Origin of the sequence: Pseudomonas sp. D4-21 (genome assembly GCF_051132125.1) — a bacterium.
Taxonomy (GTDB): Bacteria; Pseudomonadota; Gammaproteobacteria; order Pseudomonadales; family Pseudomonadaceae; genus Aquipseudomonas.
This window is the reverse complement of record NZ_CP071664.1, coordinates 4,859,183-4,872,004: the sequence shown is the minus strand read 5'-3', so window position 1 is coordinate 4,872,004 and position 12,822 is coordinate 4,859,183. Positions and strand designations below refer to the sequence as shown.

12 protein-coding genes are annotated in these 12,822 nt (G+C 62.5%); 3 read left to right on the top strand and 9 right to left on the bottom strand.

Annotated features, from left to right (window positions below):
- Positions 1-84: 84 nt before the first annotated feature.
- Positions 85-1,023, top strand: a complete 939-nt coding sequence (locus J3Q04_RS21950) for a S66 peptidase family protein (protein WP_434609393.1) — start codon at positions 85-87, stop codon at positions 1,021-1,023.
- Between the two features lie 113 nt (positions 1,024-1,136).
- On the opposite strand, the gene J3Q04_RS21945 is transcribed toward J3Q04_RS21950, so the two are convergent.
- The 5 genes from J3Q04_RS21945 to leuS all read right to left on the bottom strand — a co-directional run bounded on the left by J3Q04_RS21945 (position 1,137) and on the right by leuS (position 7,256).
- Entirely contained in the window at positions 1,137-2,459 is a 1,323-nt protein-coding gene (locus tag J3Q04_RS21945; RefSeq protein ID WP_434609395.1) for a lytic murein transglycosylase, read from the bottom strand.
- 72 nt (positions 2,460-2,531) lie between these two features.
- Complete coding sequence (arfA, locus tag J3Q04_RS21940; RefSeq protein ID WP_434609397.1) at positions 2,532-2,696, bottom strand: alternative ribosome rescue factor ArfA; 165 nt, start codon at positions 2,694-2,696, stop codon at positions 2,532-2,534.
- Between the two features lie 167 nt (positions 2,697-2,863).
- On the bottom strand, positions 2,864-3,901 hold the full coding sequence (gene holA / locus J3Q04_RS21935; RefSeq protein ID WP_434609400.1) for a DNA polymerase III subunit delta: 1,038 nt from the start codon (positions 3,899-3,901) through the stop codon (positions 2,864-2,866).
- A 52-nt stretch (positions 3,902-3,953) separates the two neighbouring features.
- A complete protein-coding gene (gene lptE / locus J3Q04_RS21930; RefSeq protein WP_420767326.1) occupies positions 3,954-4,559 on the bottom strand; it encodes an LPS assembly lipoprotein LptE in 606 nt (201 codons plus the stop codon).
- 90 nt (positions 4,560-4,649) lie between these two features.
- Positions 4,650-7,256 carry a leucine--tRNA ligase gene (gene leuS / locus J3Q04_RS21925; RefSeq protein WP_434609403.1) on the bottom strand — a complete coding sequence of 869 codons (2,607 nt, stop codon included), beginning with the start codon at positions 7,254-7,256 and terminating at the stop codon, positions 4,650-4,652.
- 304 nt (positions 7,257-7,560) lie between these two features.
- Here leuS and J3Q04_RS21920 point away from each other — a divergent pair, with 304 nt between their 5' ends.
- Both J3Q04_RS21920 and J3Q04_RS21915 read left to right on the top strand, forming a co-directional pair.
- Positions 7,561-7,881 carry a hypothetical protein gene (locus J3Q04_RS21920; protein WP_420767324.1) on the top strand — a complete coding sequence of 107 codons (321 nt, stop codon included), beginning with the start codon at positions 7,561-7,563 and terminating at the stop codon, positions 7,879-7,881.
- 103 nt (positions 7,882-7,984) lie between these two features.
- Positions 7,985-8,746: a YdcF family protein gene (locus tag J3Q04_RS21915; RefSeq protein ID WP_420767323.1), complete on the top strand. Its 762-nt coding sequence runs from the start codon at positions 7,985-7,987 to the stop codon at positions 8,744-8,746.
- 146 nt (positions 8,747-8,892) lie between these two features.
- On the opposite strand, the gene lnt is transcribed toward J3Q04_RS21915, so the two are convergent.
- The 4 genes from lnt to J3Q04_RS21895 are packed head-to-tail and all read right to left on the bottom strand — an operon-like array spanning position 8,893 to position 12,785.
- A complete protein-coding gene (gene lnt, locus J3Q04_RS21910; protein ID WP_434609407.1) occupies positions 8,893-10,416 on the bottom strand; it encodes an apolipoprotein N-acyltransferase in 1,524 nt (507 codons plus the stop codon).
- A 27-nt stretch (positions 10,417-10,443) separates the two neighbouring features.
- Entirely contained in the window at positions 10,444-11,283 is an 840-nt protein-coding gene (locus tag J3Q04_RS21905; protein ID WP_420767321.1) for an HlyC/CorC family transporter, read from the bottom strand.
- A gap of 40 nt (positions 11,284-11,323) precedes the next feature.
- A complete protein-coding gene (gene ybeY, locus J3Q04_RS21900; RefSeq protein WP_434562148.1) occupies positions 11,324-11,782 on the bottom strand; it encodes an rRNA maturation RNase YbeY in 459 nt (152 codons plus the stop codon).
- A complete protein-coding gene (locus J3Q04_RS21895) occupies positions 11,775-12,785 on the bottom strand; it encodes a PhoH family protein (RefSeq protein WP_434609410.1) in 1,011 nt (336 codons plus the stop codon). Before J3Q04_RS21895 ends, ybeY begins: the two co-directional genes overlap by 8 nt.
- Positions 12,786-12,822 lie beyond the last annotated feature (37 nt).

The following is a 12,822-nucleotide window of genomic DNA, read 5'->3' as shown; positions in this document are numbered from 1 at the left end:
AAAGTGACCCGCCGTAAGAGCGGAACCATAAGCCGCCGTTACCGCAGAAACGGATATTCACACGATCTAAAAATCGGAAAACCCATGGCCCACACCCTAGTCCTGCATCACCCCGTCCCAGCCCTCCCACCCGAAGGCCTGATCGGCGTGATCGCCCCCGCCGGCCCCGCCCCCCTGGATACGGAGAAAGCAATCCAATGGATGCGCGCAAGGGGCCACGAACTGCGCATCTTCCCAGGCGTCTACGAAACGAACGGCTACCTCGCCGGCAGCGACGAAACACGCCTCAACGACCTCCACGCCGCCTTCGCCGATCCAGAAGTCAAAGCCATCATCTGCCTGCGCGGCGGCTACGGCACCCCGCGTCTACTCGATCGCATCGACTTCAACCTCTTGAAAGGCAACCCCAAGCCATTCGTAGGCTACAGCGACATCACAGCCCTGCACCTGGCCATCAGCCGCTACGCAGGCTTCGTCACCTTCCACGGCCCCTTGCTCAATGCCGACCTGCTGGGCGACAAGGAGCCATCGACCATTACCTCATTCTTCAGCCTGCTACGCGGGCAATTGAAGGCCGGTGACGTGTTGAGCCATCCGGCAGCGTATCCGTTGACCACAGTCGAACCGGGCATCGCCCACGGCCGCTTGCTGGGGGGCAATCTGTCGATGATTGCCGCGACCATGGGCACGCCCTACGAAATCGACGCAGAAGGGGTGATCCTGCTGGTGGAGGACGTCAACGAGCCGCTTTACCGCATCGATCGCCTGCTCACCCAGCTGCGATTGGCGGGAACCCTGGCCAAATTGCGAGGAGTGCTGTTGGGAGACGTGGCGGGGGTGGACATCGAGGCGTTGAATCGCTTGTTCAAGCAGACCTTCGCGCCGTTGCGCATCCCGGTGTTGTCGGGTTGGCGCAGCGGGCACTGTGATCCGAACCTGACGTTGCCCATGGGGGCGTTGGTGACGCTGGATGCGGGGGAGAAGAGGCTGGTGTTGGGGCAGGATGTGGTGGTCAGCCGCTAGTTATTCAGCGTTTGCAAATCAGTCATCGCGAGCAGGATCGCTCCCACAGGCTTTCCGAGGACCTTGTGGGAGCGAGCCTGCTCGCGATGGCGATACTCCGCCATAAGCGGCTTTTAACGGTTACGCAACGCCTCCAGCAATTTGTGCGTCGCATACCCATCCGCCGGCCAGCCAAGCGACTGCTGGGCGCTGCGGATCGCCTTGCGGGTATTGGCGCCGATGATGCCGTCGGGATTGCCAGCGTCGTAATTATGTTTGCCCAGCAGGGTCTGCAATTCGATGCGTTCGCTGCGGCTCAGGGGCAAGTCGTCCTTTGGCCATGAGCCGTCAATCAGCCCTGCGCCGCTGAAACGCTCCGACAGCAGGCTGACCGCCAATGCATAGGACGACGAGTTGTTGTATTTGAGAATTGCACGGAAGTTATCGAGCACCAGGAACGCCGGGCCGCGATAGCCCGCGGGCAACAGCAGGGCTGCCGACAAATGTTCGGAGCCGGCCGGCGGCTGGGCGCCGTTGGGCAGGCTTACACCCAGTTGCAGCCACTCGGCGACGGGCTTGCGGATCAAGCCGTCGGCCAGCGGATAGTCGAAGCCTTCCTTCAGCCGCACCTCGAACCCCCACGGCTGGCCGCGCTGCCATCCGGAGCTTTGCAAGTAATGCGCGGTCGAGGCCAGGGCGTCGGTAGAGCTGCCCCAGATGTCCCGGCGGCCGTCGCCGTCGAAGTCCACCGCATGGGTGTTGTAGGTGGTTGGAATGAACTGGGTCTGGCCCATGGCGCCGGCCCAGGAGCCGAGCATTTTTTCTGGGGTGATATCGCCCTGTTGCAGGATCTGCAGCGCGGCGATCAGTTGTGCGTGGGCAAAACCTGGGCGTCGTCCTTCATAGGCCAGGGTCGCCAAGGAGTTGATGACCGACTTGGTGCCCTGGAACTGGCCGAAATTGCTCTCCATGCCCCACACCGCCACCAACGCGGCGCGATCGACGCCATAGCGTTGCTCGATGCTTTGCAGGATATCGGCGTGCTGCTGGACCAACGCCTGGCCCTTGCGTACCCGCAGAGGCGACAACGCTCCGTCGAGGTATTCCCACACCGGCCGGGTGAATTCAGGTTGGCTGCGATCGGCCTTGATCACGCTCATGTCCGGACTGACGCCGATGAAGGCGCGGTCGAACAGGTCGGCTCGAATCCCGGCGGCCAATGCCTGCTTGCGGAACCCGTCTTGCCATTCGGCAAAGGTCTGGGTGGGCATGATGGCCAGGTCGTCCCCGGTAGGCACGACAGGCGGCACGATAGCCGGCGCTGTCACGACGGGAGCGGTCTGGAGCGGTTGGGCGTCGGCGGCGGTGGGTTTCTCTGCACAGGCCACCAGCAGGACAACGCTTGTGGCGGCAATCAATTGGCGCAAAGGCCAACCACGGGGAAGACAGAAGGGCATTCAGGGGTCCAGAAAATCAAATCAGGTGCTGACCTTAACATGCGAAAGGGCTGTAGGGCTTGTCCAGGTGTTTCATGCCGCCAGAAAGCAAGAAGCCTCCCAGTTGTCAGACTGGAAGGCTTCGCGGCGGTAGCTGCCTTTGCCCTTGGCGGGTCGTTCCTGGCGGATGCGGAACAGGGGTTGGGCGACGATGGACTTGGCTTTGTTGGGGCCATGCCTTGATGGCTTTTTGCTCATGATTGGATCTCTCGTGGAGTGGTTGTGCGGGGGGAAATCATGGGACAGGACTGGGGTTTTGTCCAGTCCCTGCATTGCGTAGGAAATTTCAAGATGGCGAGGGGATTGTGGCTCCCTCGCCACAAAATCATGCTTGACACAAAAAGTCTGTTGCTTGGAAAAGGGGTTTATTCCGCGGGTAAAGGGAGTCGTTGTCCGGCCATCAACAACGACAACCGACTGAGGCTCATCCACGGCGAGCCGGCGGCCTGGCCCTTGATCTGCGCGTCGATGCGCTGGGCCTCGAGCAGCAATTGGGCCCAGCGTGACGCGGAATAGCGTTGCAGCGCCTTGCTCATCAGCGGTTTGCGCTTGTCCCACACTGGCGGGCGAGCCTGACTGAAGGCCTTGTCCAGGGGCACCCCCTGGCTGTATTGCAGCGACAGGTTGGCCAGCAGCCGCAGCTCCCGGGCCAGGGCCCAGAGGATCACCGGAGGTTCGACGCCTTCGCCTCGCAGGCCTTCGAGCATGCGCAAGGCATGAGCGGCTTCGCCGTTGAGGATTGCGTCGGTCAGCCCGAAGACATCGAAGCGGGCGCTGTCAGCCACGGCGGCCTGCACCGTTTCCACGGTGATCTGGCCGCCCTCGGCCATCAGCTTGAGCTTTTCGACTTCCTGGGCGGCGGCCAACAGGTTGCCTTCGACCCGGGCGGCAATCAGTTCAACCGCGTCCTGGCTGGCCGATAGACCGGCCTGGGACAGGCGCTGGCGGATCCAGCTCGGCAGCTGGCTGGCATCCACCGGCCAGATCTGCACGAACTGGGTCTGTGGACCTTCGACCAGCGCCTTGCCCCATTTGGTTTTCTGCGCGCTGCCGTCGAGTTTCGGCAGGCTGATGAGCAGCACCGTGTCTTCGGCCGGTCGCGAGCAATATTCGATCAGCGCGGCGGCGCCTTTGTCACCGGGTTTGCCCGAGGGCAAGCGCAGTTCCAGCAGGCGTTTTTCGGCAAACAGCGACATGCTCGCCCCTGCCAGCAGCAGCGTGCCCCAGTCGAAACTGGCGTCGGCCGCGAACACCTGGCGTTCGTCGAAGCCTTGTTGGCGAGCGGCGGAGCGGATGGCGTCGGCGGCTTCCTGGCACAGCAGCGGGTCATCGCCGCTGATGATGTAGACCGGCGCGAGGGCGCCTTGCAGGTGTTTGCCGAGTTGGGCGGGGGCCAGTTTCATAAACGCTGTTCAGGAGAGAAGGCGAGCGGGGCGCCGAGGCGCCCCGCAAGGCTTATGGAGCAGGAATTTGCATAGGCGATTGTTGCGGGGTTTCCGCTTCCGCCTTGCGTGCTGCTTCCAGCGCTTCGGCTTCGGCCTTGGCCTTGGCGTCGGCGGTCTGTTGCAGTTGCTCCAACTGGGCCGGGCTCAGTTGTTGCAGGCGCAGCATCATCCGTTGTACCAGGTCGCGACGCATTTCTTCGCGTACTTCGCTGGACTCCTGGTCGGAGCCGGTGATGTTGTTGCCGTCATGCAGGTAGACCTTCTGTACTTGCAGCTTGTCGTCCAGCAGCACCAGGTTGTTTTGCCCGCGGATTTCATAGTTCAGCACGTTGTTGAGCTCGTATTCGGCCGAGCGACCGGCGCCGGCATAGCTCAGGCTGCGCTGGCTTTGCTGTTCGCGGGTCAATACCAGCTTGTACGGCGCACCGCTGTAGACTTTCACGCCGCTGTCTTCCAGCGTGTCGCGCAACGCTTTTACGGTATCGCCATAGGCGTCGCGCGCGCTGAGGTCCAGTTCGGTGATGGCCAGTTCGGTGGTGCCGGTGCCGCGCAGCTGGAAGCCGCAGGCGCTCAACAGGACCGCTAGGCCCATAACCAGCAGATTACGTTTGATCATCTTGTTGCTCCCCTTGAAACCCATGGGCCGAGCGTGCGGCCCCGCAGGTCAAATTCGGCGCCGGGCCCCTGGCCCGGACGCCCGATCCAATTAGCTTGCGACGATGTTGACCAGTTTTCCGGGCACGACGATCACTTTGCGGATTGTCAGGCCATCAACGAAGCGCAGCACGTTTTCGTTGGCCCGCGCGGCGGCTTCGACTTCTTCGCGCGTGGCGGCGGCCGGCATTTCGATCTGGCCCCGCAGCTTGCCGTTGACCTGGATGACCAGGGTCAGGCTGTCCTGCACCAGCGCACTTTCGTCCACCAGCGGCCAGCGGGCGTCGATCACCGGGTCAGCGTGACCCAGGCGATTCCACAACTCGTGGCTGATGTGCGGGGTGATCGGCGCCAGCAGCAGCGTCACTGCTTCCAGGCCTTCGTGAATCAGTGCGCGATCCTGCTCGGTGCCTTGGGCGGCTTTTTCCAGTACGTTCATCAGCGTCATCACCTGGGCGATGGCGGTGTTGAATTTGTGGTTCTGGCCGACGTCGTGGCTGGCCTGCTTGATCGCCAGGTGGATCGAACGACGGACGGCTTTCTGGTCATCGTTCAGGCTGGCGACGTCCAGTTTGCCCGGTAGGCCCTGGGTGACGTGGGCCTGGGCCAGGCGCCAGACGCGCTTGAGGAAGCGGTGCGAGCCCTCGACGCCGGAGTCGGACCATTCGGCGCTCATGTCCGGTGGCGAGGCGAACATCATGAACAGGCGGCAGGTGTCCGCGCCGAACTGGTCGATCATCGACTGAGGGTCGACGCCGTTGTTCTTCGACTTGGCCATTTTCTCGGTGCCGCCGATTTCCACCGGCAGGCCGTCGGCGATCAGCTTGGCGCTGATGACCTTGGCCTTGCTGTCGCGTTCGAGTTCGACGTCGCTCGGGTTGAACCACGTGTAGGCACCGTTGGCTTCGCGACGATAGTACGTCTCGGCGATCACCATGCCCTGGGTCAGCAGGTTCTTGAACGGCTCGTTTGAGCTCACCAGGCCTTCGTCACGCATCAGCTTGTGGAAGAAGCGCGCGTAGAGCAGGTGAAGAATGGCGTGTTCGATGCCGCCGATGTATTGATCCACCGGCAACCAGTGGTCAGCCGCGGATTTTTCCACCAGGCCGCCTTCAAAGTGCGGCGAGGCGTAGCGGGCGTAGTACCACGAGGACTCGACGAAGGTGTCCATGGTGTCGGTTTCACGCTTGGCCGGTGCGCCGCATTTCGGGCAGCTGCACTCGTAGAATTCGGGCATGCGCGCCAGGGGCGAACCGGCGCCGTCGGGTACGACGTCTTCCGGCAGGACCACCGGCAGCTGATCTTCCGGCACCGGTACGTCACCGCAGGTGTCGCAATGCACGATCGGGATCGGGCAACCCCAGTAGCGCTGGCGGCTGATGCCCCAGTCGCGCAGGCGGAACTGAGTGCGCGAGGCGCCGAGGTTCTTCTTGATCAGGGCCACTTCGATGGCATCGAAGGCGCCAGCGAAATCCAGGCCGTCGAACTCACCGGAATTGATCAGCTCGCCGTGTTCGCCGTAGGCGTCCTGCCAAGGCGCTGGTGTCTGGTCGCCGGCGCTGGTGCGCACGACCGGCTTGACCGGCAGGTTGTATTTGTGGGCGAACTCGAAATCACGCTCGTCGTGGGCGGGCACCGCCATGACCGCGCCGTCGCCGTAGTGCATCAGCACGTAGTTGGCGACCCACACCGGCAGTTTCTCGCCGGTGAGCGGGTGCTCGACGAACAACGAAGTCGGCAGGCCTTTCTTCTCTTGGGTGGCGACGTCGGCTTCGGCGACGCTGCCGCCTTTGCATTCGGCGATGAACGCCTGCAGCTCGGGGTTGTTCCGCGCTGCCAGAGTCGCCAGCGGATGCTCGGCGGCCACGGCCACGTAAGTGGCGCCCATCAAGGTGTCCGGACGGGTGGTGAAGACCTTCAGGGTGCCGGCTTCGCCAATGGAGGCGACGTCGTAGGGGAACTGCACTTCCATGCCCCGGGACTTGCCAATCCAGTTGCGCTGCATGGTCTTGACCTGCTCGGGCCAGCCGGTCAGCTCGTCGAGGCTCTCCAGGAGTTCATCCGCGTAGGCGGTGATCTTGAAGTAGTACATCGGGATCTCGCGCTTTTCGATCAGCGCGCCGGAGCGCCAGCCGCGACCGTCGATCACTTGCTCGTTGGCCAGTACGGTCTGGTCCACCGGGTCCCAGTTCACGGTGCCGTTCTTGCGGTAGATCACGCCTTTCTCGAACAGGCGGGTGAACAGCCATTGTTCCCAGCGATAGTAGTCGGGCTTGCAGGTGGTCACCTCGCGGGACCAGTCCACCGCCAGGCCCAGGCTGCGCAGCTGGGTCTTCATGTACGCGATGTTTTCGTACGTCCACTTGGCGGGGGCGACGTTGTTCTTCATCGCGGCGTTTTCCGCCGGCATGCCGAAGGCGTCCCAACCCATGGGTTGCAGGACATTCTTGCCTTGCATGCGCTGGTAGCGGGAGATCACGTCGCCGATGGTGTAGTTGCGCACGTGCCCCATGTGTAGCTTGCCGCTGGGGTAAGGGAACATCGACAGGCAGTAGTACGTCTCCTTGCCTGGCTGTTCACTGACTTCAAAGGACTTTTGCTCGTCCCAGAACGACTGGGCGGCGGCTTCGATTTCACGGGGCTGGTAGTGTTCGTGCATGGCTACTTTTGTACTGAATGGGGTGGCCCAATCCTCTTCATTGCCATGCTGGACGCAGATGACGCCGAATGCGGCGTTTTCGATGCCCAGCCAAGCTGGAAGTGGAGTTACAGGAAGCGCCGTAGCATACATGACCGCGCTCCGCCGAGGGAAACCCTGATTGCTGCTCAACCATTGCCGAGCCTTTTGCCGACCATTGGCGACGACCGGGGTTCTGGGCCGTTGGTCGCGGCGTCCAGCCGGTTTGCCCAGCGAAGCTAAGCTTCTGAATGGGGAGTGAGTCTTATCTTCAATGAGGTGAGGGATGGTTGAATCACAACGAAAAGTCGCTACACCTGAGTTGTATGAAAAACTGATCGATCGCCTGGGGATGGCCTTGGACGCCGCAAGAACCGCCGGTCGCTTGCGTGATGAACGCCCGGCAGAGCTGGAACTGCGAGGCCTGAGCCCCGCAGAGTTCGAGCTGGTCAAGGCTTACCTTGAACAGGCCGGGCACCAGGCCTCAGCAAATGGGGCCCAGGCAAACAAGCGTCTCGAAGCGCCCCGATCGGCCAAGGTTGTCTGGCTCAAGGATCGGACGCCCGACAAGGATGCTGTAAAGGTCCGGTCCCTGCAGTTCAAGTAAAGGCCGGATTCACGCGTGTCGCTTTTTTTGATTCGAGGTTCTTGGAATCTGTTGTCGCTTTGCGTCAACCCACCTAGGCTTCGGGCATCTATGGAGATGCCCGATGCCGTTTCGCTATTTCATCAAACAACTTCTATTGCCGCCTGGCATTCTTTTGCTTTTGCTGGCGCTTGCCTGGTGGTGGCGTGATTCCCGGCCGCGCCTGGCCCGCGTGTGTTTTATCCTGGGGCTGGGTGGTTTCTGGCTGATGAGCCTGCCGATAGTGGTGCAGTGGAGCGCGAAGGCATTGGAGCGCGAACCGCCGCTGCTGCGCAGTGAATGGGCGACCCTGGCCCAGCGCGCCGACGCCATTGTGGTGCTGGGCTCGGGGCGCGAGCGCGGTGACCTGGCCTGGGGCACCGACCAGCCCACCGGGGTGGGCCTGGAGCGCCAGCGTTACGCGGCGCGGCTGGCCAAGGCTTCGGGCTTGCCCGTGTTGACAACCGGCGGCTTGCATTACGGCACCCCGCCCAGCGAGGCCAAGCTGATGGCTGACTCGATGCGTGAGGATTTCGGCGTCGACGTGCGCTGGCAGGAGGGCCACAGCCGCACCACGTGGGAGAACGCCCAGATGAGCGCGCAGATCCTGCTGCCCGAAGGGGCGAAGCGCGTGGTGGTGGTGACCCAGGCCTGGCACATGCCACGGGCGGTCTGGAGTTTTGAACGTTCTGGATTTGAAGTGGTGCCTGCGCCTGTCGGTTTCCTGGGTCAGGATAACGCCCGGCCGTTGGGTGGCTGGATGCCGGAATTCAAATCGGTGTGGCAATCGGGGCAGTTGATGAACGAGGCGGTGGGGTTGGTGGGGTATTGGTTGTTTTATCGCTGAATCATTGAAGTGAACGCTATTGTGGCGCGGGAGCAAGCTCCCGCTGGGGCGCGCAGCGGCCCCAAAAAGCGGGGCCTGCTGCGCCCGAAGCGTCGGACCGGTCCAGCGGGAGCAAGCTCCCTCGACACAGGGATGGGGGGCGCGAGTTAAACCGTCTTGGCCATCCGGCTCGCCACCAGCGCCCAACCCAAAAGCAATACACACAAAATGATCAACGGCCACGAGCGCCATTGAAGGTACGGCGTCAGGTCGTGCATCGGCACCACTTCACCGTAGAGGATGCCGCGTTGGAACTGCGGGATCTGGGCGGTGATCTGGCCGAAGGGGTTGATCAGGCCGGTCACGCCGTTGTTGGTGGCGCGAATCATCCAGCGCCCGGCCTCCAGCGCGCGCATCTGGGCCATTTGCAAGTGTTGCAACGGGCCGATCGACGTACCGAACCAAGTGTCGTTGCTGATCGTCAGCAACAGATCGCTTCGCGCTGAAAGGTTGGCAGCGAATTCCGGGTAGACCACTTCGTAGCAAATGAATGGCGCGATCTGGTAACCCTTGGCCTGCAGCAATGGCTGATCAGCCGGGCCGCGGGCGAAATCCGACATTGGCAGGTCGAAAAACGCGATCAGGCCGCGCAGGACATCCTGCAATGGCACGTACTCGCCGAAGGGCACCAGTTTCTGCTTCAGGTAAGTGCCGTCGCCTTCGCCGGTCACGGTGATGCCGTTGAAATAGCGCTTCTCATGACGTACTTCCTGGCGGATCGGTACGCCGGTGATCAGTGCCGAATGCCGCTCGGCGGCGAAACTGCCCATCATGTCCAGGTAGCCCTGGGCGGACTCCTTGAGTACCGGCACGGCCGTTTCCGGCCAGACCAGCAGGTCGACGCGCTTGGACGTGAAGCTCATGTCACGGTACAGCGCCAATTGCGCGTTGAGCTGCTCGGGGTCCCACTTCATGCTTTGTTCGATGTTGCCCTGGATGGCCGCGACACTCAGCGGCTCGCCCGAGGGGCTGGTCCAGGCATGCCCCTTGAGCGCAAAGCCGGCCGCCCAGGGGCCGATCAGCAAGGCCACACCCGCGACGACGAAGCCTTTGCGCCCGGAACGCAGCAATCGGGGCGCGTTGTACAACAGCGCGGCGGTCAGGGCCAGGGTGAAGGAGATCAGCCACATGCCACCCAGCGGTGCAAGGCCGGCCAGTGGGCCGTCCAGTTGACTGTAGCCGGAGTAAAGCCAGGGGAATCCGGTCAGGAACCAGCCCCGAAAGGCTTCCTGGCCGAGCCAGAGCGCGGCGAAGGCCAGGGCATCGGCCAACGGTGCCTCGTTGCGCCGCAGCCAGCGCGCCCAGAGCCAGGCGGGCAGGGCGAAGAACCAAGCGATCGCGGCAATGAACAGCAGCATCAAAAGCCCGGCCAGCAGCACCGAGGCGCCACCGAAGTTATGGATGCTGACGTAGATCCAACTGGTGCCGGCGCCAAACAGGCCGAAACCGAAACACCAGCCGCGCCCCAGGGCCTGGCGCGGCGAGAGCTCGCGCAGGCCAGCATAGAACAGCCCGACCGCCAGCAATGCCAGCGGCCAGATATCGAACGGCGCCAGGGCCAGGGTGGTGATCGCACCGGCCGCCACGGCCAGCAGGGTACCGGGCCAGCCGGGGCGGTTTATCCAGCGCATGTGTTTCCTTAGCGGCTCTTGCAGGGTTTAACGGGCAATGGGTGACAGGCGCAGCAGATGAATCCGGCGGCTGTCGGCATTCAGGATGCGGAAGCGCCAGGAGCCGATCTCGGTGGTTTCGTTGCGCTTGGGCAGGTGGCCGAAGGCACTCATCACCAGGCCGCCGACGGTGTCGAACTCATCGTCGGAGAATTCGCTGTCGAAGAACTCGTTGAAGTTCTCGATCGGCGTCAGGGCCTTGATCAGGAAGTCGCCGCTGGGCAAGGGCTTGATGTAGCTGTCTTCCTCGACGTCGTGCTCATCCTCAATGTCGCCGACAATCTGTTCGAGCACGTCTTCGATGGTGACCAGCCCGGCCACGCCGCCGTATTCGTCGATGACGATGGCCATGTGGTTGTGGTTGGCGCGGAATTCACGCAGCAGTACGTTCAGGCGCTTGGACTCGGGCACGAACGTGGCCGGGCGCAGCAGGTCCTTGATATTGAAACTGTCGCCGTTCTCCTGGAGGATCAGCGGCAGCAGGTCCTTGGCCAGCAGCACGCCCATGACGTCGTCATGGCTCTCGCCGACGACCGGGTAGCGCGAGTGAGCGGAGTCGACCACGGCGGGCAGGAATTCGCGGGGAGTCTGGGTCGCCTTGATGCTGATCATCTGCGAGCGCGGGACCATGATGTCGCGAACCTGCAGGTCAGCCACCTGGATGGCGCCTTCGACGATGGCCAGCGCTTCGCTGTCCAGCAATTTGTTCTGGTGTGCATCGCGCAGCAGCTCCAACAGCTCCTGGCGGTTTTTCGGCTCATGGGCAAAAGCCTGGGTGAGCTTGCCCAGCCATGACTTCTGCCCGTTGGTCGATCGATCTTCGCTCATAGCGATTACTCTGAATCCTTTGTCGTTACAGGTTGATGTTTCAGTGTTCGTCGCCGGCATACGGGTCGGGATGACCCAGCTCGGCAAGCAACGTTCGTTCCAGCGCTTCCATTTCCTCGGCTTCGTCCTCTTCCATATGGTCGTAACCAAGCAAATGCAAGCAGCCATGGATCACCAGGTGGGCCCAGTGGGCTTCGGGTGACTTGCCTTGTTCGGCGGCCTCGCGCTCGACGACCGGGACGCAGATCACCAGGTCCCCCAGCAACGGGATGTCGAGCATTTCGTCGGGCACGTCGGCGGGAAACGACAGCACGTTGGTGGCGTAGTCTTTCTGCCGCCAGGTGTGGTTCAGCTCGCGGCCTTCGGCTTCGTCCACCAGGCGGATCGTCAGTTCCGAGTCGGCGCTGCGCTGGCGCAGCGCCAGTTCGCACCATTGGCGGAACTGGGCTTCGCTGGGGGCGGGGTGTTCACTGGCCTCTTGCAGGTCGAGTTCAAGCATTGTGGCGATTGCCTTTGCTTTCGGCCGAATCTTCATCGGCGCGGTTCTCGAAACGCTCGTAGGCTTCGACGATGCGCTGCACCAACGGATGGCGTACGACGTCCTTGGGCATGAAGTGCGTGAAGCTGATGCCCGGGACGTCCTTGAGCACCTGGATCACGTGGTTCAGCCCGGACTTGGTGCCTCGGGGCAGGTCGACCTGGGTGATGTCCCCGGTGATGACGGCGGTGGAGCCGAAACCGATCCGGGTCAGGAACATCTTCATCTGTTCGACGGTGGTGTTCTGGCTTTCGTCGAGGATGATGAAGCTGTTGTTCAGGGTCCGACCACGCATGTAGGCCAGCGGCGCGACCTCGATGACCTGTCGCTCGATCAGCTTGGCGACGTATTCGAAGCCGAGCATTTCGTACAACGCGTCATAGAGCGGGCGCAGATACGGGTCGATCTTCTGGGTCAGGTCGCCGGGCAGGAAACCGAGTTTTTCCCCTGCTTCGACGGCGGGACGCACCAGCAGGATGCGGCGCACCTGTTCGCGCTCCAACGCGTCGACCGCACAGGCAACGGCCAGGTAGGTCTTGCCGGTACCGGCCGGGCCGATGCCGAAATTGATGTCGTTGGCCAGGATTTCCTTCACGTAGCGCTGCTGATTCAAGCCGCGAGGGCGAATCATGCCTTTTTTCGTGCGCAGGGCCACGGCAGGTTCCGACGGGGCGTGATTGTCGAGTTCTTCGACCGCCGACTCTTGCAGGAACAGGTGGACCATGTCCGGAGACAGCTCGCTCGCCTTGGTTTCTCGGTAGAGACGGCGCAGCAGGTTTTCCGCGGAGGTGGTGTGCTTGGGATCGCCGATCAGTTCGAACTGGTTCCCGCGATTGCGGATCTCGATGGCCAGGCGCTGTTCGATCAAGCGAAGATGCTCGTCGAATTGCCCGCACAGATTGGCGAAGCGGCGAGCCTCAAAGGGCTCGAGAATGAAACGATGAGGTTCGATGGGTGCGTTCAAGGTCGTTTTTAGCCGCCCAGGGGCAATTAAGGTGAAA